This window comes from Cytobacillus oceanisediminis (genome assembly GCF_004366035.1).
In the GTDB taxonomy this organism is placed as follows: domain Bacteria; phylum Bacillota; class Bacilli; order Bacillales; family Cytobacillaceae; genus Cytobacillus; species Cytobacillus oceanisediminis_C.
In genome coordinates this window covers 635,541-659,901 of record NZ_SOEE01000002.1, presented here as the reverse complement: position 1 = coordinate 659,901, position 24,361 = coordinate 635,541, and the positions used below count along the sequence as shown (strand labels likewise).

The following is a 24,361-nucleotide window of genomic DNA, read 5'->3' as shown; positions in this document are numbered from 1 at the left end:
TTCTTGTATATTGAAAAAGAAACCTAGCAAGGATTGGATACAATCTGAAAAAGGAGTTGATTGTATGAAGCTCTTTAAATGGCTTGATCACTTCGAAGAAGGCGCAGCTGGATTGCTATTTATTGGAGGGGTAATTGTCAGTTTATATGGTGTTTTTACCAGATATGTGTTAAATGCACCACAGGCATGGGTCACTGAAATTTTTGAATTTCTGCTCGTTTGGTCCATTTTTATCGGGTTTGGAATGGCTTTAAAGGACAATCGTCATATTCAGGTAGAGTTATTGTTTGATTTGCTGCCGAATGGATTAAAAAGGATCGTTGCAGGTATCAGTAACATTATAGGGGCCAGCTTCTCCTTTTATCTAGCTTTTTCATCCTTAGAATTGATAACGCTTTCAAAAGAACAGGGGATTACGACCATCGATGTTGGTATTCCAATCTGGATCACGTATCTGGTTCTTCCGGTGGGTATGAGCTTGCTGGGGCTCTACTTTATTGTGAAGACTTATCGGGCATTTACAGGTGATAAACGTGAAATTACTGGAGAACTTGAACATCTATATGAAGAGATGCAGGAGCTAAATAAAGAATCAGATCAGAAGGGAGTAGGAGCATGAGCCCGGTTTTAGTATTGTTTTTGGTTTTTGCGATTCTATGCCTTATCAGAGTGCCAATTGCGGTCAGCTTGGGACTTTCCAGTATAGTGGCTCTTTCAATGATTGACTTTACCCTTTATACAGTCATCCAAAAAATGTTTAACTCCTTAAACTCTGCTACACTTATGGCAATTCCAGGATTTGTTTTTGCAGGAATTATTATGTCCAAGGGCGGCATATCATATCATTTGATTGAAGCTCTTAAATCATGGGTGGGTCATATTCGCGGGGGACTTGCGGTAGTTACAATCCTTGCATGCATGATTTTTGCTGCAATCTCTGGTTCCAGCCCCGCTACAGCAGCAGCTATCGGAAGCATTATGATTCCAGGCATGGTTAAAGCAGGCTATAGCAAACGTTATGCTATGGGATTGGTAGCAGCAGCAGGAACGCTTGGGATCCTGATTCCACCATCCATTCCATTAATCATCTACGCGTCAGTTGCAGAGGAATCTGTAGGTAAACTATTTGCTGCAGGAATTTTCCCAGGTTTATTGCTGGGCGGTATTTTACTTGTTTCAGCAATTGTTAACGCAAGGATGAATAACTATGGTAAATTGCCGAAGGAACCAATGAATGTTCGCTGGAAAAAAACCTATAAGGCCATTTGGGGCTTTCTTCTTCCTGTTATTATCCTTGGAGGAATTTACTCTGGGATTGTAACCCCAACTGAAGCAGCATTTGTTTCATGTTTCTATGGAATCATTGTTTCAGTTTTTATCTATAAAGAAATGTCATTCCCTAAATTCAGGGAAGTACTTAAGGAATCCATCAATATTACTTCAATGATATTCCTGGTTATTGCTTCAGCCATGATCTTCGGAATGTTCTTAACAACAGAGCAAGTACCACAAAGTTTTGCGGCATGGATTGAAGAAAGCACCACGAACAAATGGATCTTTATGATTGGTGTTAACCTAATGTTCTTCGTGCTGGGAATGTTCCTGGAAGCTGTGGCGATTATTTTAATCACCTTGCCAATATTGCTGCCGGTTCTAGTGATGTTTGATATTAATATTATTCACTTTGCGATCATCATGACGATTAATATGGAATTGGCAATGATTACCCCTCCAGTTGGATTAAACCTTTTTGTTGTAAGCGGAATCACAAGGGAAAAAGTAGGGGAAGTAGTAAGGGGAGTTCTGCCTTTCTTCGCCCTTATGGTTGTGGCCCTTATATTAATTGTTATATTCCCGCAAATTTCACTGTTTTTAGCAAAATAATTCTTGGCAGTTTATATAATGTCTAAGGAGTTTTTAAATGAACCAGATCAAAGAATTTCATACATTACAGGAAAAAGTTACAGATATGATTAGAGAATCTATTTTTAACCAGATTTATAAACCGGGGGAAAGATTGATTCAAGATGAACTAGCTTCAAGATTTGGCGTGAGCAGGATGCCTGTAAGAGAGGCTCTCCGCTGTCTCGAGAGGGAAGGACTAGTAGCCTTTCTTCCTCATAAAGGAGCCCAGGTAATTGGTTTTAGAAGGGAAGATATAGAAGAATTATATTATCTGAGAGCACTACTGGAGGGCATCACTGTTCAAAAATCAATGAATTTTCTTACTAATGAGGATACGGCAGAGTTGCACTTATTGGTTGAAAAAATGGATCAGGATATTGAAAACCATGATATGGATTCCTTTATCAGCCATAATCACCAATTTCACTTACTGCTGCAAAAGGGGTGCAATTGGAAAAAAATAAAATTGCTGACAAAGGAATTTATTGAAGGTTATCCGGCTCATGTTCCAAGCCTAATTCCAAAGACGATGTTCGTTTCAAATGACGAGCATAAACAGATGTTAAGAGCACTAGAATTAAGGGATCCTATTATGCTAAGACAGCTCGTTGAAAATCACATTATGAGAGCGGGGAATGCGCTTACTCAAGTAATTGAGTAAGCTGTTTCAGAATTATAATAGGATCCAATATCCATTTAGGAGGAGTTGCAATGTCACCAAAGCGTTCCTATTTATTTGTACCGGCTATTTCCGAAAAAATAATGGGTAAAGCATTATCCAGTGAAGCAGACAGCGTCATTTTTGATCTTGAAGATGCAGTTGCCATAAATGAAAAAGAGATTGCAAGGGAAAGAGCAAAAAATTACTTATTAAATCATCCTGCCGAAAAAGATGTATATGTTAGAATCAATGACTTTACTACAGTGTATTGGAGAAGTGACATCGAGTGTGCCGTGGAATCAGGTGCCAAGGGGATCATCGTCCCTAAGGCCGAAAGCGGCACCAATATGAAAGTTATCTGCCAAACAGTGCTTGAGCTCCTTGAAAGAGCGGGCAGAAAAGGGGATCGTTTTGAAGTGCTGCCCCTTATTGAAACAGCTTCGGGCGTTCACTTTGCCTATGAAATTGCAAATTCTCATTCTCTGGTTCCTAGGCTGGTGTTTGGTTCTATTGACTATTCCCTGGATATAGATTGTGAATTGACCGATGGCGGAGAAGAACTTTATTATGTCAGATCCCAAATTGTCAATGCATCGAGAGCAGCTGGAATTGGCAGTCCAGTAGATGCAGTTTATCCTGACCTTTCTAATGAGGAAGGGTTAAGCAGAGAGGCTTTAAGAGCAAGAGTTTCCGGATTTAAATCCAAGCTGGCCATCCATCCAAAGCAGCTAAATGTAATCCATAATGTCTTTACTCCGGACGAAAAAGTTTTGGAAGAAGCCAGAGAAATAGTAGAAGCGTTTGAAGCGGCTGAATTAAAGGGGAGTGCGTCCATTACGGTTAGAAATAAATTAGTGGATTATCCTGTATATAAAAAGGCGAAAGGGCTTTTACACTTTTCAGCTTTATAAGAGGAGAGATAAAAATGGTCACCACCCAAATTGCAAGAAAAATCAACAATACAAATTTCGGTCAAATCAGCGGAAATGCTGTATATGAAGCAAAGAGAAGTCTTTTAAACTGGTTAGGTGTAGCCATCGGAGCCGCCAATCATGAATCAATGGACAAAGTATTAAATGTTTCAAAATTGATGGAGAGCACCCCGCAGGCCTCTATTCTTGGAAGAAATGAAAAGGCAGATATGCTTTTCGCAGCTTTGCTAAACGGCATGTCTTCCCATATTTATGACTTTGATGACACGCTGCTTGAAACCGTTCTTCACCCATCTTCACCTGTTTTCCCCGCTGTTTTATCATACAGCGAGTATAAGAAAAAAACCGGGAAAGAGGTTTTAGAGGCTTTTATTATAGGCTGTGAGGTTCAGGCTAGACTTGCCCTGGCTGTATACCCTTCCCACTACTGGCGGGGCTGGCATATAACTGGAAGTGTTGGGGGAATTGGAGCTGCTGCAGCAATGAGCAAGCTCTTAGGGCTTGACGAGGAGAAAACTTCCTTTGCTATTGGGATAGCCGCAACTGATCCTACCGGGTTAAGGGAAATGTTTGGAACCATGACAAAGCCCTATCATCCGGGAAAAGCATCGATGAATGGGATGCTTGCTGCATTCATTGCAGGTGAAGGGTTTACAAGTTCTAAACAAGCTTTGGAAGCAGAGCGCGGATTTATCAATGTTTTATCAGAAGAAGCTAAAATGGAACTGCTGACAGATAACTGGGGAGATAAATGGGAGATTGAGAAAAACAGCTATAAGCCATTTGCCAGCGGCATTGTCACCCATCCAGCCATTGATGGAATTATTGCCATTCAGAGAGCACATAACTTAAAAGCAGAAGAAGTAGAAGAAATTTATATTACAGGACATCCTCTAGTTAAAGAACTGACCGGTAAAATTGATTTTAACACAGGACTTGAAGGGAAATTTAGTGTTTTCCATTGCGTTGCGGCAGGGTTCCTTCATTTAAAAGCAGGCGTGAATGAGTTTACAGACGATTTCGTTAATAAACCGGAAGTAAAGGCTTTAAGGACAAAAATACAGCTGACAATAGATGAGAATATTAAAGAAGACCAGGTGAGATTAACAGTAAAATTGAAAGATGGCAGAGAACTCAGCCACTTTGTTGAACATGCTATTGGCAGTATGGATATGCCGATGACTGATCAGCAATTGATTGAAAAGTTCAAGGATGTAACGGGAAGTATCATTAGTGAAGAAGCCAAAGAATTACTTATTGACCAGGTATACCGTCTAGAAGAAATAGAGGATTTGGAAAGGTTTTTTCAGCTGTGTACACCGGTAGAATCAGCCAGCCATATTTAGGCTAAAGAAAGAAGGAGAGTAATTTGGGTTCTCCGAATACTAAGGCTAAAGTGAATTTAATGCCAAAGTCCTCCAGAGCATTGTCCATTGGTTCATATAAAGCATTTACCCTGTTGCTCGGTGCTGCTCTATCTGCTTCCATCTATACCCTTCTGCCCGGAAGCAGTGAATCTGCCAAAATGATGCTTGCTCTTTTAGTGTTAAGTGTTTTTTACTGGACATTTGAGCCTTTACCGCTTGGCGTGACTGCTGTGCTTCTGCTTGTATTAATGCTGTTATTTAAAATTGTTACAATGGACGTTATTTTCAGTGGTTTTTCTTCTCCAGCCATTTTTTTGATCATAGGTGGAATGATGCTGGCAAGAGGAGTTAATGATACTCCTCTTGCGAAAAGGCTGGCATATTTGATTTTGGCAAGATGGGCCGGCACAGCTAAAGGTTTATTGGCGAGCATTTTGCTCATCCCTCAGGTGCAGGCTTTTTTTATCCCTGCAGTAGCTGTAAGAGCTACCCTAATACTGCCTGTTGCCTTAATGGCGCTCGATCATATAGGTGTTAAGGAAAATGGAAATCTAAGGAAAATGATACTGCTTGGTGTTGCATTTGGCGGAACAATAAGCGGAACGATTGTCATGACGGCAGCAATCGGGAATATTTTGACAGTAGAATTATTAAAGCAGATTTTAGGGATTCAAATAAGTTATTTACAATGGTTTATGTACACGGTACCAATATGGCTGCTTTTAATTCCATTATCCTGGCTGGTATTAATCAAGTCCTTTCCCTTGCCAAAAGAAAATGAAGAATTTCATCATTTGAAAGAGGAAATGGACAAGAAGCTGAAAGAGTTAGGAACTATCAATATAGATGAGAAAAAATGCATCGGAATTTTAATTCTGATTGTAGGTTTATGGTTCACCGAACCGCTGCATGGACTCCATCCAAGCATACCTACCCTGATAGGTGTTATATTAATGGCATTTCCAGGTGTGGGCTGTTCAAAATGGGCTAACATGGTGAAAATCAATTTTGATACTATTCTCATAATGGGTGTAACATTATCGCTTGGCTATGCATTTAATCATTCGGGAGCAGCTGAACTCGTAGGGGCTGCATTAAGTACAGGCTGGATCATCGATCAGCTTCGAACCCCAATTATTGCTGTTGCTTCTATATTATTTATTACGCAAATTCTGCATTTGGCTGTTGCCAATGTATCAACAGCAGTGGTGACTCTAATTCCTATCTTTATCGGGCTGTCTAGCAAGGCAGGTGCCGATCCGGTATTAATATGTCTAACAGCTTCACTTGCATGTCTGCATGGGTATATTCTTGTAGTTGAAGCCACTCCAAATATTATTGTCCATAGCACTGGGCAAATCCAGCAAAAAGAGTTTCTTATACCGGGAATATATATGACTATTATTATGATGGCCGTTACAATATTAACGGCAGTAACATGGTGGAATTGGATCGGCTTTTTGTAAAATAAACTCAAGTGTCAGAAAAGTGTAGACAATAATATTTGGATCCTGTATCCTGAAACTAAAATAGGATAAGGAAAGGTATTTGAAATATGTCTATGAATCAGGACTTGCGAATTGAGAATAGGGATACACTCCATTTAAAAGTATGTAATGTAATAAGAGAAGCGATTATTAGAGGGGATTTCAAGCCAGGCGAAAGGTTAAAGCAGTCAGATCTGGCAGAAAAAATGGGCGTTAGCAGGATGCCGGTACGAGAAGCATTTAGAAAACTGGAATCAGAGGGACTTATTAAGCTGGAGCCGCATAAAGGTGCCGTAGTGAAATCAATAAGCATTAAGGACATTGAAGAAATTTATGCTTTAAGATCTGAATTGGAGAAAATGGCTGTTTACCAAAGTGTTGATTTTTTAACAGACGATGATATCACACAGCTTTCTTCTCTTGTAGAAGAAATGGAGAAGGCCGATGATGCAGACACTTTTGTACAGTATAACATTGATTTTCACCGCTTGCTTGTAAAAAGGTGTAATTGGGAACGTCTTAATTCATTTATTGGCACATTGTGGAATGGCCTTCCGCAGCAAACACCACACCTTCTAACGGGACAAATTGAAACCTCAAATACAGAACATAGAAAAATACTTGAAGCTGTTGTAAAAAAAGATAAAGAAACAGCAGCTAATATTGTATCGGAGCATATCTACCGAACAGGAGAATCATTAATTGAAAGCCTAAAGAAAGAAGGGAAGTAAATTCCCTTCTTTATAAATCGGATCCAATATCCAAAAGGGGAAGTGTAAATATGGGCAGAATGCTGGAGAATGTTAGTAAAACAATTCTTAAAGAACATGGTGTCCCTGTGCCTGGCCATGCAGTTATTTCGGTTAGTGAAGAAATTAATGCACATCATTTATTAAACCCATGTGTTTTAAAAGCTTTGGTTCCGGTAGGAAAAAGAGGAAAAGCTGGGGCTATCAAGTTTGCAGACAATGTAGAGGATGCAAGGAGCAAAGCAGATGAAATTTTAGGTATGACAGTTAGAAACTTTCCAGTAGATAAGGTCTTGATAGAGGAAAAGATTGATATTGATGAAGAATGGTATGTTTCTATTACAATTGACCCTCAAAAACAGGTTCCGGTAGTTATTGCTACGACAGAAGGTGGAGTTGAAGTAGAAGATCTTGTTAAAGATTCTCCTGAGAAAGTAGTAATTTATCATGTTGAACCTTTTGCCGAGCTTCAGCCCTACCAGTCAAAGGAAATTTGGAGCAGACTCGGAGTTACGGGCAAGCCTTTAGTAAAAGCTACAGCAATCCTCTGCAAATTATATAATATCTTCCTTAGGTATGACTGTTATATATTGGAAATTAACCCATTGGTACTTACAAGGGATGAAAAAGTAATGGCAGCGGCTTCGGTAATGGGTGTGGATGATTCAGCGCTATACCGCCACCCGGAACTTGAAGGCAAGGTAGAATCAGGCAGTGAACGGTCCTGGAGGCCTTTAACCCAGCTTGAGAAGGATATGGTAAAAGTTAATGACGCAGATTATCGAGGAACAGCACGCTATACGGAAATGGATGGCGGTGAAATTGGCTTTATGTGCGGAGGCGGGGGTGGAAGCCTATTAAGTTTTGACGCCCTTATTAGTTTAGGAGCCTCTCCTGCAAATTACACAGAAACGGGTGGTAATCCGCCAGTAGAAAAAGTAACGGGATTAACAAAAGGAATTCTCTCCAAGGAAGGAGTAAAGGGGCTGTTTGTGGCACACAACATAACCAATAATACACAAATCGATGTCTTTGCCCGGGGAATTGTAAAGGCCATTGAAGAATTAGGAGTAGACCCTGCAGCGTTTCCGATTGTTGTGAGGGAAGCAGGAGTTAATGACGAAGAGGGAAAAAGAATTTTTCTTGAAGCAGGTATTACGTATTTCGGGGAAGATTTGACGATTGAAGAAGCAGCAGCAGAAATGGTTAAAAAGATGAAAGGGGCATCCTAAATGTCAATTCTAATCAATCAAAAAACTCGATTAGCTGTACAAGGAATTACAGGCAGGGAAGCTTCTATGATTGTCAGCCATACTCTTGCCTATGGTACTCAAATCTTTGCTGGTATTACACCTGGTAAAGGAGGACAGCATGTTCAAGGAGTACCAGTTTATGACACGGTTGCAGAAGCTGTTAAAAAACATGATATTAATGCAACTCTTATTGTTGTGCCTCCTGCGTTTGCATTGGATGCTGTACTCGAAGCAATTTCCAATGGAATTAAGCTGATTGTTGTTACAACAGAAAATATACCTCAGCATGATGCAGTAAAATTGCTATACGCTGCGCGAAAACAAAATGTAACGATTATCGGACCTAATACGGTTGGCATGATCAATCCAAAGGACCGCATAAAGATGGGATCCATAGGTGGAGATCGGCCTGAACGCTGTTTCGTTCCTGGAAATGTCGGAGTGATATCAAGAAGCGGTGGGATGACTGCTGAAACCTCCTGGATGGTTAAGAGGGCCGGGTATGGTGTTACAACAAGTATAGGTATTGGCGGAGATAGTTTGATCGGAACCACTATTAAAGACCTTCTTGTTCTGTTTGAAAAAGACGATGAAACAGAAGCTGTTGTTACTTTTTCAGAGCCTGGAACCTCATTTGAAGAGGACGTTGCCCAATTATTAAAGGAGGGCGGTTTTACAAAGCCGTTAATATCTTTTGTTGCCGGCAAGTTTACAGAATCCATGCCGGAAGGGACAGTTTTTGGCCATGCCGGTGCAATGATTTCCGGAAATACAGGACGTCCTTCATTAAAGATGAAAGCGCTTAAAGACTCAGGTGCACATGTAGTGGAGAAGTATGATGATATCATTAGCGTTTTACAAGCGGTATTAGGAGCAAAAGTAGGTGAAGTAAAATGACATTAACCCGAATGTTAGCTGAATATGCGAGTAATATTAGATTTGAAGATTTGCCTCATGAAGTTGTTGAGTATACCAAACTATGTATTTTGGATTGGTATGGTTCAGCACTTGCGGGAAAAGATGAAAAACCGATTCTATCCATATTGGAATTGACTCAAGAATGGGGCGGGAATGAACAAGCAACACTTATTACCGGGGGAAAGTCTTCGATTGGCAATGCCTGCTTAGTCAACGCAGCTGCCAGCCATATTGTAGAGCTGGATGATATTCATAAATCATCCATTATCCATGCAGGCACGGTGGTCATTCCAGCAGCAGCAGCTGTTGCTGAAGCCTATGGATTAAGCGGAAAAGACCTAATTACTGCCGTAGCTGTGGGTTATGAAATTTGCTACAGAATTGGAGAGGCTGTTTCTCCTTCCCATTATTATTACTGGCATAACACCGCAACCTGCGGGACTTTTGGTTCTGCAGCAGCAACAGCTAAGCTTCTTAACTTAAATGTCGAGCAAATTATGTATGCTCTCGGAAATGCAGGCACACAAGCAGCCGGTTTATGGGAGTTTATTGAGGATGGAGCTAACACAAAACAGCTGCATACTGCAAAAGCAGCTTATAATGGCGCACTTGCTGCCTTGCTGGCAAAAAAAGATTTCACTTCCGCATCCAAAATTCTGGAAGGCAGAAGAGGCTTTTTTAATGCCATGTCAGAGAAATATGATGCAGATAAAATTACAAGGAATCTTGGCAAAGAATTTAAAATTATAGAAAATAGTTTTAAAATCCATGCCTCCTGCCGCCACACACATCCAGCGATGGATTGTATATTAAACATCATGAAGGAAAACGCCCTCACCCATCAGCACATACAGAGCATCTCAATTAAAACCTATCAAACTGTCCTGAATATAACAGATAACCCAAACCCTGATACAGTGTATGCTTCTAAATTTAGCAGCCAGTTTTGCGCGGCTCTAATTGCCATGAAGGGTTCTGCCTCATTAATCGATTATAATAATGAAATTTTACAATCACCTGAGTTAAGAAATCTGATGGAAAAAGTCAGTGTTGAAGCCGATCCTTATTACGAAAATGCTTATCCTGAAAAATGGGGGGCAAAGGTAGTCATTACAATGAAGGATGGCAGAACATTCAGTGAAGGAACAGATTATCCTAAGGGTGATCCGGAAAAACCTGCGGATAAGGAAGAACTGATTCAAAAATTTATAACTATGACAATAGACAAAGTATGGAACGCTAAAGAAAAGGTTCAGGCAATTTTACAATTAGAAGAAATTAGCGCAGCTGAAATGATGGAAGCGGGGGAAGAGTCGTGCAAACAAATACAGTAGCGCCTCTTTCAACTTCAAGAAGATTTGTTCTTACAAGACTGCATTCACTAGCGGGGCTAATCCCGCTAGGCCTTTTTTTAATACAGCACTTAATGGGAAATGCTTTGGCTATCCTCGGAAGCGAGAAATATGACGAACATATTCAATTTATGCTCAATCTCCCATTTTTGCTCTTGCTTGAAATTGGATTTATAGCCATTCCCCTATTATTTCATGCTATCTGCGGAATCTATCTATCTTTCATTTCCAAACCGAATGCTCATGTATATAAATACAGGCGAAACATAAGTTTTCTGCTCCAAAGGGTTACAGGAGTCATTACTTTTATTTTTGTTATCTATCATGTCTGGTCACTTAGAATAAGTCCTGTAATCAGCGGAAATGAGGTTAATCATCAGGTGGTTGGGGAACACCTGGCAAACCCTTTTATGATGATTTTTTATATGGCTGGTGTATTAAGCACAACCTATCATTTTACAAATGGAATTTCCACTGCTCTCATAACTTGGGGGTTAACAATTGGTCCTTCATCCCAAAAAGCGGTCAGGAATCTGTGCTTTGGATTGTTTATTATTTTAACTGTCTTGGGATTGGGAAGTCTAATTTCATTTGTTAGTTAAACGCCACCCAGGATGAAAAATTTTAGTGCTTTCAATGGAGAGGGGATATTATGAAAAACCAGGAAATTATTGTGATTGGCGGCGGCCTGGCAGGATTAATGGCCACTATTAAAATAGCAGAAGCCAAAAAGAAAGTGAAATTGTTTTCTCTTGTCCCGGTTCGCCGTTCCCATTCGGTGTGTGCGCAAGGTGGCATAAATGGGGCTGTAAATACAAAGGGAGAAGGGGACTCTGTATGGGAGCACTTTGATGATACGATTTATGGCGGTGACTTTTTAGCCAACCAGCCTCCTGTAAAAGCAATGTGTGAAGCTGCACCGGACATTATTTATTTATTGGCTAGAATGGGCGTGCAATTTAACCGTACAGAAGAAGGCCATATTGATTTTAGAAGGCTAGGAGGCGCCAAATATTCCAGGACGGCTTTTGCTGGATCCACAACAGGTCAGCAAATTCTTTATGCGCTGGATGAACAGGTTCGCAAATATGAAGCTGAGGGTCTTGTTGAAAAATTTGAATACTGGGAATTAGTATCGCTTATTAAAGATGATGAAGGAAGATGCAGAGGCATTTCTGCTCAGAATTTAAAATCGATGGCAATTCAGACATTTAAATCAGATGCAGTCATTTTAGCATCAGGCGGCATAGGCAACATCTTTAGAAAAAGTACAAATTCGATCATCAATACAGGAAGTGCACATAGTATTGCATACCAGCAAGGGGCCAGATATGCAAATGGCGAATTTATTCAGATTCATCCAACTGCAATTCCTGGGGATGATAAACTTCGGCTTATGTCAGAGTCAGCCCGCGGTGAGGGTGGAAGAGTATGGGTCTACAAAGATGGTAAACCATGGTATTTTCTCGAGGAGAAGTATCCTGCTTACGGAAATCTCGTTCCAAGGGATATTGCAACAAGGGAAATCTTCCATGTGTGCGTTGACCTCAAGCTTGGCATCAACGGAGAAAATATGGTTTACCTTGATCTTTCCCACCTGCCTGCAGAATTACTGCAGAGAAAGCTTGGCGGAATTCTTGATATCTACGAGAAATTTGTAGGCGATGATCCGATGAAAATATTCCCTGCTATGCATTACTCAATGGGCGGCCTCTGGGTTGATTATGATCAGATGACAAATATACCTGGCCTTTTTGCATGTGGAGAATGTGATTACCAATTTCACGGTGGAAACCGCCTTGGAGCTAATTCCTTAGTTTCAGCTATATATGGAGGGATTGTGGCAGGCCCTAATGCTGTCAGCTATATAAATAGCCTTGAAAAATCTTGTGAAGACCTTGCACCATTCATTTTTGAAAATGAACAGAGAAAGCAAGAAGAAGAAGTTGAAAAAATCTGCAAAATGAACGGGCATGAAAATCCATATCAGCTGCATGTCGAGATGAGTGACAGGATGGTGGATAATGTGACCGTTGTCAGATATAATGACCGCCTTCAAAAAACAGATGAGAAGCTTCAGGAACTTCAGGCGCGTTTCAGGAACATTGGAATTGATGATACATCAAGGTGGCATAACAGAACCGTTCCGTTTGTCCGTCAGCTTAAAAATATGCTTGAGCTTGCCAGAGTCATTACTCTTGGCGCTCTTAACCGGAATGAGAGCAGGGGGGCCCACTATAAACCTGAGTTCCCTAATAGAGATGATGAAAATTGGCTAAAAACTACAATTGCTACATATACCCCGTTTGGTCCAAGCATTTCTTATGAACCAGTTGATCTTAAATATATTGCTCCAAGGCCAAGGAGATATGACATTGTAACATCAGGACAAAAAGAAGAGGCATCAAAAGTTTAAGGAAAAGGAGGTGAAAAGATGGGTGCTGCAGTAGATATCAAGCTTAAAATAAAGCGAAAAGACTCTTCCGATTCTCCCTTTTATTGGGAGGAATTTAACGTACCTTTCCGGAAGAATATGAATGTAATATCTGCCTTAATGGAAATACAGAAAAATCCGGTTAACGCGAAGGGAGAAAATGTAAGATCAGTAGCTTGGGAGTATAACTGTCTGGAGGAAGTATGCGGAGCGTGCAGTATGAGAATAAATGGAAAAGTTCGCCAGGCATGCTCTACCCTAGTGGATCGGCTGGAACAGCCAATCCAATTAGAGCCAATGGAAACATTTCCTGTAGAAAAGGATTTGGTTGTAAACAGAGACCGCATGTTTAGTGCTCTCAAGAAAATAAAAGGCTGGATCCCTATAGATGGAACCTATGCATTGGGGGCTGGTCCTCTAATTTCCTCAGATGTTCAGCAAGAAGCTTATAAGTATTCAACCTGTATGACCTGCGGATGCTGCCTGGATGCATGCCCAAATGTTAATAGCGGTTCACCATTTATTGGCCCGCAGGCACTGGGGCAGACTAAATATTTTAATATGCACCCTACTGGAGCACAGCAGAAGAATGATAGATTATCAGTAATGATTGGGGAGGAAGGGTTAGCTAACTGCGGAAACTCCCAGAACTGTGTTCAGGTTTGTCCTAAGGAAATCCCATTAACTACTGCCATTGCTGAACTAAATAAAGATGCAAATAAATTTGCATTATGGGGCTGGTTAAAGAGATGAGGGCAATTCAATATAATCAATACGACGTATTGGTAATTTGAAATTCATCCAGAAAGGAAAAAGGTGGTTATTTCTCCTGGCCATTCCCGATCAAGAAGAGTTTATGCCGGAACAGGACTTGGAAAAAATATAACAAAGCCAATGCGTGATTATGCAATTAGAAATAGGATCTTCATGAACAATCTGCAGTTGTTGATTTAATAAAAGATAATAATGAAGTAAAAGGTGCGCTGTTCCAAAAAGATAAGGAGTTTCATATTATTTATTCACCGGCTGTTATATTGGCAACCGGGGGATTTGGAGGACTCTATCAATCTTCGGATAACTCAAGGGATGTATCGGGTGAAGGAATTGGCATGGTATGGAGACATGGCGCTATTCTTGTTGATATGGAGTTTGTGCAATTTTATCCATACCGTTTGCAGCAACCGGGAAATATTGATATCATGACAAAAATTTTTGCGAAAGGAGCTTTTCTTGTAAACGATAGAGGGGAACGGTTTATGGAAAAGTATCCTAAAAAAGAGCTTGAAACAAGAGATAAACTCAGTTATGCGATGTTTAAGGAAAATAAAGTACTGCTGGATTTTTCTGCGGAGACGGGGAGTATTTTTCAGCTTGACAGTCCATATCTGTATCGTCTGTACCAAAAAGGGCATGAGGGAGAATGGGCTATGAGTCCTGTACAGCATTATTGTATGGGTGGAATCCAGACAGATGAATGGGGAAGAACGAATGTTCCAGGTCTATACGCTTGCGGAGAAGTGACGGGCGGACTTCATGGGGCGAATCGTTTAGGCGGAGGATCTTTAACTGAATCACTGGTTTTTGGACACCGTGCGGGAAAGGTGGCTGTACAGGAAAAATCGATGGAGAGCATTGCCGGCATTATGCCCTCAGGAACAGAAGAATTAGTAGATAACTCTCCAATAATTGGTGAATCTGAAATGATCAAAAAAGTAAAAGAAGTTATGTGGCAGAAGGTGGGGATTGAAAGAACCTCCCTTTCTTTGAAGGAAGCTGCAGATGAATTAAATTTAATTTCGTTAAATTTGGAGAATGAAAATAGTATTCAGGCTCTCCAGATTCGTGATAAAGTACGATCCGCATGGGCATCAGCAATCTCCGCCGCTGCAAGGAAAGAAAGCCGCGGAGCACATAAAATTGAGGATGTTAAAAAAGAAAAGAAGGAGTGGCAGGGCAAAAACAGAATACACAAAACTAGTCTGCTATTTACTCCGTTATCTTCCAAAGTTGAGATGCCTTAAAGATGAAAAAGGAGAAGATCGTATGAGAACAATTACTTATAAGGAAATTGTTGAACGAGTTTCGAAAATGTGTCAGGAAGCAAATTTCGATTTAGGGCAGGACGTAGTGGAAGCTTTTCAATCAGCATTAAAAAATGAATCTTCTGAAACCGGCAAAGACATACTGGAACAGCTAATCTTAAATGCTGATATTGCAAAAAGCGAGCGGGTTCCAATGTGCCAGGACACTGGAGTATCAGTATTTATCGTTGAGGTTGGACAGGATTGCCATATTGCTGGAGGAAGCATTTATAATGCTATAAATGAAGGCGTTAAGAAAGGTTATGAAGAAGGGTATTTGAGACATTCAATCGTGGATCACCCTATTACCCGGGAAAAAAGCAAGGGCTATAACACCCCTTCCATAATCCACATTGAACTTGTACCTGGGGATGAAATCGTCATCCATATGTCTGCAAAAGGCGGCGGCAGTGAAAACATGAGCAGTCTAAAAATGCTCAAGCCATCAGATGGTCTTGAAGGCATTAAGAAGTATATCCTTGATACGGTTGCAATGGCTGGGCCAAATGCCTGTCCTCCTCTTGTTGTGGGAGTTGGAATTGGAGGCAATTTTGAAAGATGTGCCTATTTGGCGAAGAAATCACTGTTCAGACCAATTGGCCATCGAAGTGAACGCCCAGAGCTTGCCCAGTTAGAAATCGAATTAATGGAAGAAATCAATAAACTGGGTATTGGGCCACAAGGCATGGGAGGAAATACAACGGCACTTGATGTGAAAATTGAGATAGAGCCTTGCCACATTGCTGCCTTGCCAGTATCAGTTAATCTAAACTGCCATGCAAGCAGGCATAAAGAAGTCAGATTGTAGGAGGAATTCATTTGTGTGCTAATAAAGTTAGCAGCCCAATAGATGAACAAGTATTGCCCAGTTTAAAAGCTGGTGACCGTGTCTTGATCAGCGGAACGATTTATACGGCGAGAGATGCAGCTCATAAAAGAATGTCAGAAGCCCTCCAAAAAGGGGAAGACCTTCCCTTCAATATTAAAGGCCAAACCATTTATTATGTTGGACCAACCCCAGCGAAGCCAGGACAGATTATTGGATCAGCCGGGCCGACTACAAGCGGAAGAATGGATAAATATACACCCTCACTGCTGGATCGGGGCTTAAAAGGGATGATCGGAAAAGGCTATCGGAGCCAGGAAGTAATCGATTCAATGAAGAAAAATAAAGCGGTCTATTTTGCAGCAATTGGCGGTTCTGGAGCATTGATCGCCAGATCTATTAAATCAATGGAAGTAATTGCTTATGAGGATTTAGGACCTGAAGCGATTTATAAACTGACTGTAGAGAACTTCCCGGCAGTCGTAATTATTGATAACGAAGGAACAGACTGGTATCAAGTGGGAAAAGAGCAATTTAAGAAGCAGGCAGATCAGTAAAATGCAGCAGGCAGATTGCTGATAAAACAAAAACTGGTATTAATGTTGTGATAAACCATTTAAAGTGTTGCAATATTGCAATAGAAAAAGGCCCATTTGAAAGAACGGGGGCTTTTGGAACCATAACTTCAGTCTAAATAGAGATCCGGATGGAAATCTTATCGAACTATCAAACTCCAATTTTACCTCATTTATAGCATTCACTAAAAGAAATCCCAAAGCCATCATAGCTTTGGGACTTCTTTTATAGCTTTATAGAAACATATTTTACTTCTAAAAATTCATCAAGACCATGGTGTCCGCCTTCTCGGCCCAGCCCGCTTTCCTTTAATCCTCCAAATGGTGCCTGTGCAGTAGAAGGGACCCCATCATTAATTCCGACTATGCCAAATTCCAATTTCTCATATGCTGTAATCGCTGTCTTTAAGCTTTCAGTAAAGGCATAGGCAGCAAGGCCATAACGGGAACTGTTTGCCTTTTCAATTACATCCTCTATACTCGTAAATTCAATGATCGGGGCAACTGGGCCGAAGGTTTCCTCCTGCATAATCACCATCTCCTCATGAACCCCGCTTAAGATGGTAGGTTCAAAGAAATAGCCATTGCTATATTCCTTAATCCTGTTCCCGCCATGCTCGATAACTGCACCTTTTTCAACTGCATCATCGATATGCTTCTTTACTTTCGTATAGGCTGCTTTATTAATTAAAGGTCCAATATCCGCATCTGGTTCATAGCCCAAACCTACTTTAATTTTCGCCACATCCTCTTTAAGCTTAGCTGTAAATTTAGGAAGAATTGATTTTTCGACATAAATTCGATTTGCACATACACAAGTTTGCCCGCAGTTTCTAAATTTTGATCCGATTACTCCGCTGACCGCTTTATCCAAATCTGCATCGCCAAAAACGATGACAGGTGCATGACCTCCAAGTTCAAGTGAAACCTTCTTAACAGTTTCTGCAGCCCCACGCATTAGAAGCTTGCCTACTTCTGTTGATCCGGTAAATGTAATCTTGGCGACACGCTCATCCTGAAGCCAAGTTTGCCCGATTTGTTGGGCATCCCCGGTGATAACATTGATAACGCCTTTTGGGATGCCTGCCTTTTCTGCGAGTTCAGCTAGTTTTATGGCTGTCAAGGGAGTTAATTCTGCTGGTTTGATAACGGCTGTACAGCCAGCAGCCAGGGCAGGAGCAACCTTTCTGGTAATCATGGCTGCAGGAAAGTTCCATGGTGTAATTGCTGCTACAACACCAACTGGCTGTTTAATCAATAGGATTCTCTTATCATGAAAAGAAGCGGGTACTGTCTCACCGTAAATTCTTTTTGCTTCTTCTGCATACCAGGAAATGAAACTGGCTGCATATCCCACTTCTCCCAGGGCCTCGGACAGAGGTTTCCCTTGCTCTTCCACTAAGACTCTTGCAACTTCTTCTTTATTCTCTATAAGAAGATCATGCCACTTTTTAAGCAAGGAGCTTCTTTCATAAGAGGTTGTCCGGGACCAGCTTTTTAATGCTTCATGAGCGGCATCAACAGCAAGTTTCGCTTCTTTTTCTCCGCCCTTTGGAACTGGGCTGACAATTTCTCCGGTAGCCGGATTGATAACATCAAAGCTTTGCCCTGATTCTGCCTGAACCCACTCACCATTTATATACAACTTATTAAGATCTGCAACTTTAGTGCTCAAAATAATCAACCCTTTCAGTTAGTCTACTATAATAGAAGCCCGAGTAACTTCGCGCGCTGAGGATTTATCTAAAGCTTCCTGTATTTGATCAAGCGTAAACTCAGCATCCAGCATTTGATCAAATGGGTATTTTTCAATTGACGCAGATAAGAATTCAAGTGATTTTCTTAAGTACCATGGGTTATACCTAACTATCGGCAGTATTTTTATAGATTTTCTTGTTAATAAGCCTGGATCAAATTCAACAAATTTGCCAATGGAAACGTTCCCAATAGTAACATATTTTCCGCCTGGACGAATTAAATGTATACCTTCAGCAAATGCTGCCGGCACACCGGCAAGCTCCATGCCTATGTCTGCTCCCTTGCCGTTAGTAAGCTGGAGAATAGCATTCTCCCTGGACTCAAGAGTAGAATACTCATTCATGTCTATAACATGATCTGCACCAAACTTTTTCGCTTGCTCAAGTCTGTTCTTAATGCTATCTATAACAATCACTTTTGCACCTTTTTCTTTTGCGATTGCAGAAGCGTATAAGCCTAATCCGCCAGCACCCTGAATTACAATGGTCTGATTATATCGAAGCTCAGCCACTTCAATGCCAAAGTATACCTGGGAAAGGGCACAGTTGGCACTTGCTGCAGCAACATCTGATACATTTTCTGGTACTTTATAAAAGTATTGATTTTCATGAATGTAATAGTGAGTAGCAAATGATCCATGAAAATGCGGTTCAATTTCCGGCTGTTTTGTCCAAAATTCATAGGCATTTTCACAAAGATGGAATGTGCCTTCCTGGCAAGGGCTGCATTTTCTGCAAGTCAGGAAATAAGTAGAAACAATCCGATCTCCGACTTTTACTGGATTTCCAGCGTAATCCTTTGTTACCCCTTCACCAAGCTCATGAATGGTTCCAATCATTTCATGTCCCAGAACTCCCCGTTTAATACTAGGATGATGGCCTCTCCAAATGTGCAATTCTGATCCGCACACATTTGTCCTGGTAACCTTAACTACAAGTGAGCCTGGCTGAGGAGAAGGGATGCTGTATTCCTGGTACTTGAGATTTAAAGGTTCGGTCATTACGGCCACCTTGCCTGTTTTAACGGCTGTTTTTTCTGCCATTCTTAATCACTCTCCTATTATTTTTAATATCTATGCTGAGATATCATTGCTTCCAAATACTCTTTCAATTTCTTTCTCAGTTGGTTTTGCTGTTGCTAAGGTAACTATATACATAGTTGCCATCCCAATTAACACGGAGATACCTGCTGCACCAAACGGATTTGTAAAGCCAAATCCGATTGGAAGGTAGATAACCCAGTAAGATATGGAACCCGCAAGCATCGATGTAATGGCAGCTGTCTTTGTGGATCTTTTCCATAAAGTACCTACACATAAAGGCCCAGCTGTTGCCGAAACGATTCCTCCAATCCCAATCCAAAGGAAGACGGAAAGTGATTGAGGCGGATTCCACGCCATCAAAATTGCTGCCCCTAATACAACAAATGTGCCATAACGGCTAATCATCATTTCGACTTTCTCCGCTTTTTCAGGAGCAATTCCTTTCCTCGGCACAATGGTTTTTCGGTAGATATCGTTTGCCAGAATCTGGGTTAGAGATACTATCAGACCATCAGATGTGGACATAATGGCTGAAAGCACTGCTACTGCAAAAAGTCCGGCAATGATTGGCGGAAACAGTTCATTGAACAGAACTGGGATTACCTGGTCAGCTGCAATATTGGCACTGGGGTCAATTAGGGCAATACCCAGCAAACCTCCTAGTGTCATAGCCGGCAAAGTAGTTGCAACAATTGTGCAGAACATTACTAGTCTTTTAAGTTCTTTGCCTGATTTAATGGCCATGAATTTATTGCCGATGTGCGGAAGGATGCTGAACGGGATATGAGCGATAAAGAGCAGGAATACGAGCCATGCACTGCCATATGTTATATCGCCTGCCTTGAATAATACGTCTAAAGATCCTTCAGGACGTCTTTCCTTTATGAGTTCCATCATTCCAGAAAAACCGCCTTCAACTCCGCCTCCCGTCAGGAAGGTGACTATTACGACAATGGCTATCACAAGCATTAAAAATCCCTGTACAGCATCAGTCAAAATATCTGAATGTGTACCTCCCATAAACACATAGATAGCTAGTACAATGCCTGTTAGAAATAGTCCTAGGTTATAATCAAGTCCCATCATGGTCTGGAACATTGTTGCAGCAGCAACAAATTGGGAAACTACATAAAAAATAAGCAGAATGGAAACAAGGGCTAATACTATTCTTAAAAAATCACTATTAAAGCGTTCACCCATAAATTCAGGAATGGTCCTTGTACCAAATTTATCTCCAAATTTCTTCACGTAGGATGCAATTAGCAGCATTCCAAACACTGTTGCGATAGGATATAAAATAGGGTACCAAAGGCTCGGAGCCCCCATGCTATAGGCTAAGCCCGGCATTCCCATAAATGTTGATCCGCTTGCAATGGTTGCTGTAATGGCCAAGCCAAGTGTCAGGAACCCATAGGAGGAGCGTGCTGTGGCGAAGTCATCTGAATTCTTTGTTCTTTTCATTCCAACCCAGCCCAAATAAATCATCCCAATTACAAAAAGACCCATAAAAATCCAGGAATACATCACTGTAGTGCTATTAACCATTCATACACCCCCAAAATTACCAATTTAGTCTTCATTAATTACATCTGTTTTAAAAAGAATAAATCCCATTATGGCCCAGGATGCTAAAACTAGCCCAAGGTACCAAATCAGAATCATAGATCGTCACCTCCTTTCAGCACATTTGAGCAAATTTCTTTAATGTGAGGATAGTTTGATAAAAGATCCAGATTATTGGAAGAATGCTCTAATAGGTAGTATTTTTTTCTCGCGGAACTCGCGTTAGGATCAACTAATATTGTGTATGGCTGATGAACAACTTCTTCTTTAACTAATTCAATAACGGGAGGAGTCCAAATTCTCTTATAGTGTATATAGTATTTTCTTATGAATTCCCTGCATTCAGCTGCCTGCTTTACAGGTGATAGAGATGGCTCAATAATGGTATATTCTGCCGTATCATACTCAGCAAAATCCGGAAATAAGTCTGCAAGTCCTGTATTGCCTCTGGTAAGATCTGCCGCGGTAATGGAGCGGCTTTTTACCTCTTTCCGAAAAAAACTTTTATGTACAACTTCCCAAACTGAAAAAAGGACCGGAAAAAAATATGTGTCTACTATTTTTAGCTGTCTGCCTTTTATATTTTGAGAAGCTTTTTGTATTTCCGTCTTCTCCATAACTTTAAGGCTATAGATTATTTTCATTTCATCCCTCCGAAAGCGCTGTCATTTTTATTAATGCAAAAACCATGCCAAAAAATAAGCGCTGACTCAAAGATTTCTCTTTGATATAATAAAGACGGCGCATTTTTCTGAATATAAATTTTATTTGAACAAATCTGAACATTGATCATCTATCCAAAATGTTGTGAAATTGCAACACATCTTGCTGTTTTGCAACAGAAAGGGGTTTTATTTAGTGATAATTGAAACGGAACGGATTAAACATCATAATCATTATGAGGATTGTCTGGAACTTGAAGCGGCTATCAATGCATGCCAGGAAGGGATCTACATATGTGATGCAGACCTAAAGTGTGTCAGGATTAATTCTGCTTACACAAGAATTACTGGACTTACAGAAAATGAATTAATCGGTAAGACTAGCACTGAACTTGAGCAAAACGGAACGATATCAAAAGCGGTAGCTGTAATTGTTAAGAAAGATAGAAAGGTAGTCTCCTTAATCCAGAAGTTTAGAAGCGGAAAAAATGTGTTAGTTACCGGAACACCTGTCTTTAAGGATAGAAAGCTATTCAGAATCGTCATTACTGCAAGAGATTTATCAGAATTAAGTCAGCTGGAAAATCAGCTAAATGCTGCGGAGGAAAGATCAGCGCGTTATCTAAGGGAACTTAGTCTATATAAAGAACATGTAAAAAGCGAAAAGATTGTTGCAAATAGCCAACAGATGAAGACAATTATCAATTTTATTCCAAAAATCTCAAAAGCAGATTCCCCTGTATTGTTGCTGGGAGAATCAGGAACAGGTAAAGAAGTTCTCGCCAGGCTTATACACGAGACAAGCTATAGTGAAGAAAGTCCGTTTATTAAAGTCAACTGTGGTGCTATCCCAGGGGATTTATTGGAATCAGAACTTTTTGGCTATGTAAAAGGGGCCTTTACAGGCGCCAATGAAAAAGGAAAGCCTGGCCTAATTGAAATTGCTGAAAATGGAAGCTTGTTTTTAGATGAAGTCGGAGAACTGCCATTAAAGCTGCAGGTAAAATTATTAAGAGTCCTTCAGGATTTTGAAGTCACAAGGCTTGGAAGCACGAAATCTAAAAAGGTAAGCTTCCGCCTTATTTGCGCCACTAACCGCCCTTTAAAAGAAATGATGGAAAAAGGTGATTTCAGAGAGGATTTGTTTTACAGGATCAATGTTCTTCCCATTACCATTCCTCCATTACGGGAAAGAAAAGAAGATATTATACCATTAATTTTAAAAACAACTGAAAAATTATCCTCCAGATATGGGACACTCTACACGATTTCTCCAGACGTATTCAAAATACTTGAAGCTTACCATTGGCCAGGAAATATCCGCGAACTCGAGAACGTGATTGAACGAATTTTCATCATGACAGACGATCATTCGATTACCGTTAAGGATCTCCCTTCAAACATAGCTGCAGATAAAGTCAGCAAGGATACATATACATTAAAAGAGAAGATGCAAATCATAGAGAGGGACATTATTGAGGATATGCTAAAGCAAAGTGCAAGTTTAAGAGAGGCAGCTAAGAAACTCGGGGTAGATGCTTCTACATTGACCAGAAAATGTCAGAGGTATGGGATAATCCAATCATAATGCAGGTTAAGTGTTTGAATAGGTTATTATTTTGAAAAAGAGTTAAGAATTCTAAAAAACTGTATGTAAGTATGGATGGATGTTTCTTTAATTAATAAATCATTTAAAAAGAGTCAGAGGACTCTTTTTTTTATTAAAAAATGTATTGGTATAAAAAATCTTTTGAATATTCATAATAATAATTGAAATTGTAGATTGGATACAGTATCCTATTTATATAAAGCTAAGAATTTTTCCTACAAACCAATGGGGGAATAATGCTATGAAGCTAGTAAAGGAAGTAACGATTAATGAAGTCGGTCTTCGGGATGGTCTTCAGCTTGAATCGAAAGTACTGACACCAGAAGAGAAGCTTGATGTTTTTAATTTATTGCATGAGGCAAAGGTATCTGAGGTTGAATTTGGTTCATTTGTCAATCCCAGGTTGGTGCCCCAAATGGCGAACACGTCCGATTTCTATTCTCAAATTCAGGAGCATGAAGCAAAAATGGAGCTTGTTGCCCTTGTTCCGAATTTAAAAGGGCTAGAAATTGCCCAAGAAAATGGAGTCCGTACTGTTAATTATGTACTTTCAGCGAGTAATACGCATAATCAGCAGAATGTCCGCCAGACAACCGAAGAATCCCTGAATAGCTTTAAGGTTTTGTCTCAATTTGCATCTGAAAATAATATTGGATTAAATGTAACGGTTGCAACTTCATTTGGCTGTCCATTTGAAGGAACAGTCCCCCAGAATCAAATCATGAAGATATTAGATACTCTCCTTTTACATAACATCAACAGAATTACACTTGCAGATACAACTGGCATGGCCAATCCCAAACAGATATATGACTTAACAAAAGCAGTTGGAGATGAATGGAGAAATTTTGAATTTGGCTGCCATTTTCACAATACAAGAGGTATGGGTATGGCTAATGTTCTTGCTGGTATGGAGGCGGGAATCAGGATTTATGATTCTTCAATAGGTGGAATTGGAGGCTGTCCTTTTGCCCCTGGTGCAACAGGTAATGTATGTACAGAAGATGTTGTTCACATGCTTGAGGAAATGGGAGTAAAAACCTCCATTGACCTTGATGCTCTAATTGCTGCTTCTCATAAATTAAAAGAAATACTTGGCCATGATTTGCCTGGGCAAGTAGCAAAAGCAGGGAAAAGCTCCCGAAAGTTTCCGGTACCGAACTGAAATATACATTAATTATTTGAAG

22 protein-coding genes and 1 pseudogene are annotated in these 24,361 nt (G+C 40.3%); 19 read left to right on the top strand and 4 right to left on the bottom strand.

Translation table 11 applies throughout. The features are described from left to right. Nucleotides 1–64 precede the first annotated feature (64 nt). The 17 genes and pseudogenes from DFO72_RS07555 to DFO72_RS07480 all read left to right on the top strand — a co-directional run bounded on the left by DFO72_RS07555 (nt 65) and on the right by DFO72_RS07480 (nt 16,522). Nucleotides 65–619: a TRAP transporter small permease gene (locus DFO72_RS07555; protein ID WP_113883955.1), complete on the top strand. Its 555-nt coding sequence runs from the start codon at nt 65–67 to the stop codon at nt 617–619. After that, a complete protein-coding gene (locus DFO72_RS07550) occupies nt 616–1,884 on the top strand; it encodes a TRAP transporter large permease (RefSeq protein ID WP_113883954.1) in 1,269 nt (422 codons plus the stop codon). Before DFO72_RS07555 ends, DFO72_RS07550 begins: the two co-directional genes overlap by 4 nt. A gap of 37 nt (nt 1,885–1,921) precedes the next feature. After that, on the top strand, nt 1,922–2,566 hold the full coding sequence (locus DFO72_RS07545; protein ID WP_113883953.1) for a GntR family transcriptional regulator: 645 nt from the start codon (nt 1,922–1,924) through the stop codon (nt 2,564–2,566). Between the two features lie 50 nt (nt 2,567–2,616). Next, a complete protein-coding gene (locus tag DFO72_RS07540) occupies nt 2,617–3,477 on the top strand; it encodes an HpcH/HpaI aldolase/citrate lyase family protein (protein WP_113883952.1) in 861 nt (286 codons plus the stop codon). A 14-nt stretch (nt 3,478–3,491) separates the two neighbouring features. Then, nucleotides 3,492–4,844: an MmgE/PrpD family protein gene (locus DFO72_RS07535; RefSeq protein WP_113883951.1), complete on the top strand. Its 1,353-nt coding sequence runs from the start codon at nt 3,492–3,494 to the stop codon at nt 4,842–4,844. Between the two features lie 23 nt (nt 4,845–4,867). Next, nucleotides 4,868–6,331, top strand: coding sequence for an SLC13 family permease (locus DFO72_RS07530; protein WP_113883950.1), 1,464 nt, complete (start codon nt 4,868–4,870; stop codon nt 6,329–6,331). A gap of 89 nt (nt 6,332–6,420) precedes the next feature. Next, nucleotides 6,421–7,083 carry a GntR family transcriptional regulator gene (locus DFO72_RS07525; protein ID WP_113883949.1) on the top strand — a complete coding sequence of 221 codons (663 nt, stop codon included), beginning with the start codon at nt 6,421–6,423 and terminating at the stop codon, nt 7,081–7,083. Between the two features lie 50 nt (nt 7,084–7,133). Continuing rightward, nucleotides 7,134–8,333 (top strand): ATP-grasp domain-containing protein, encoded by a 1,200-nt coding sequence (locus DFO72_RS07520; RefSeq protein WP_113883948.1) that lies wholly within the window; start codon nt 7,134–7,136, stop codon nt 8,331–8,333. Continuing rightward, nucleotides 8,334–9,251: a succinate--CoA ligase subunit alpha gene (locus DFO72_RS07515; protein ID WP_113883947.1), complete on the top strand. Its 918-nt coding sequence runs from the start codon at nt 8,334–8,336 to the stop codon at nt 9,249–9,251. Then, nucleotides 9,248–10,606, top strand: coding sequence for an MmgE/PrpD family protein (locus DFO72_RS07510; protein WP_113883946.1), 1,359 nt, complete (start codon nt 9,248–9,250; stop codon nt 10,604–10,606). The genes DFO72_RS07515 and DFO72_RS07510 overlap by 4 nt, the downstream gene beginning before the upstream one ends. After that, nucleotides 10,588–11,226, top strand: a complete 639-nt coding sequence (locus tag DFO72_RS07505; protein WP_113883945.1) for a succinate dehydrogenase — start codon at nt 10,588–10,590, stop codon at nt 11,224–11,226. The genes DFO72_RS07510 and DFO72_RS07505 overlap by 19 nt, the downstream gene beginning before the upstream one ends. Nucleotides 11,227–11,276: 50 nt before the next feature. Beyond that, nucleotides 11,277–13,040 (top strand): succinate dehydrogenase flavoprotein subunit, encoded by a 1,764-nt coding sequence (gene sdhA, locus DFO72_RS07500; protein ID WP_113883944.1) that lies wholly within the window; start codon nt 11,277–11,279, stop codon nt 13,038–13,040. A gap of 18 nt (nt 13,041–13,058) precedes the next feature. Beyond that, complete coding sequence (gene sdhB / locus DFO72_RS07495; protein ID WP_113883943.1) at nt 13,059–13,811, top strand: succinate dehydrogenase iron-sulfur subunit; 753 nt, start codon at nt 13,059–13,061, stop codon at nt 13,809–13,811. Between the two features lie 179 nt (nt 13,812–13,990). Beyond that, nucleotides 13,991–14,611, top strand: a pseudogene (locus DFO72_RS30560) (FAD-binding protein); the annotation flags it as partial. 69 nt (nt 14,612–14,680) lie between these two features. Further along, complete coding sequence (locus DFO72_RS30370) at nt 14,681–15,079, top strand: hypothetical protein (protein WP_347876531.1); 399 nt, start codon at nt 14,681–14,683, stop codon at nt 15,077–15,079. Between the two features lie 22 nt (nt 15,080–15,101). Further along, a complete protein-coding gene (locus DFO72_RS07485; protein WP_113883941.1) occupies nt 15,102–15,947 on the top strand; it encodes a fumarate hydratase in 846 nt (281 codons plus the stop codon). Nucleotides 15,948–15,958: 11 nt separating this feature from the next. Then, nucleotides 15,959–16,522 (top strand): Fe-S-containing hydro-lyase, encoded by a 564-nt coding sequence (locus tag DFO72_RS07480; RefSeq protein ID WP_113883940.1) that lies wholly within the window; start codon nt 15,959–15,961, stop codon nt 16,520–16,522. A gap of 244 nt (nt 16,523–16,766) precedes the next feature. Here DFO72_RS07480 and DFO72_RS07475 read toward each other — a convergent pair whose 3' ends face one another. The 4 genes from DFO72_RS07475 to DFO72_RS07460 form a co-directional block, all read right to left on the bottom strand. After that, complete coding sequence (locus DFO72_RS07475; RefSeq protein WP_279587081.1) at nt 16,767–18,215, bottom strand: NAD-dependent succinate-semialdehyde dehydrogenase; 1,449 nt, start codon at nt 18,213–18,215, stop codon at nt 16,767–16,769. An 18-nt stretch (nt 18,216–18,233) separates the two neighbouring features. Then, the gene (locus DFO72_RS07470; protein ID WP_181782360.1) at nt 18,234–19,340 is read right to left on the bottom strand and encodes a zinc-binding dehydrogenase; all 1,107 of its coding nucleotides are present in this window, start codon (nt 19,338–19,340) and stop codon (nt 18,234–18,236) included. A 30-nt stretch (nt 19,341–19,370) separates the two neighbouring features. Further along, complete coding sequence (locus DFO72_RS07465) at nt 19,371–20,885, bottom strand: sodium:solute symporter family protein (protein ID WP_113883939.1); 1,515 nt, start codon at nt 20,883–20,885, stop codon at nt 19,371–19,373. Between the two features lie 113 nt (nt 20,886–20,998). Next, nucleotides 20,999–21,547 carry a hypothetical protein gene (locus DFO72_RS07460; protein WP_113883938.1) on the bottom strand — a complete coding sequence of 183 codons (549 nt, stop codon included), beginning with the start codon at nt 21,545–21,547 and terminating at the stop codon, nt 20,999–21,001. Nucleotides 21,548–21,761: 214 nt separating this feature from the next. Between DFO72_RS07460 and DFO72_RS07455 the strand changes: the two genes are divergently transcribed. Then, complete coding sequence (locus DFO72_RS07455) at nt 21,762–23,153, top strand: sigma-54 interaction domain-containing protein (RefSeq protein WP_134177225.1); 1,392 nt, start codon at nt 21,762–21,764, stop codon at nt 23,151–23,153. Nucleotides 23,154–23,415: 262 nt separating this feature from the next. Then, nucleotides 23,416–24,339: a hydroxymethylglutaryl-CoA lyase gene (locus DFO72_RS07450; RefSeq protein WP_113883936.1), complete on the top strand. Its 924-nt coding sequence runs from the start codon at nt 23,416–23,418 to the stop codon at nt 24,337–24,339. Nucleotides 24,340–24,361: the final 22 nt, after the last annotated feature.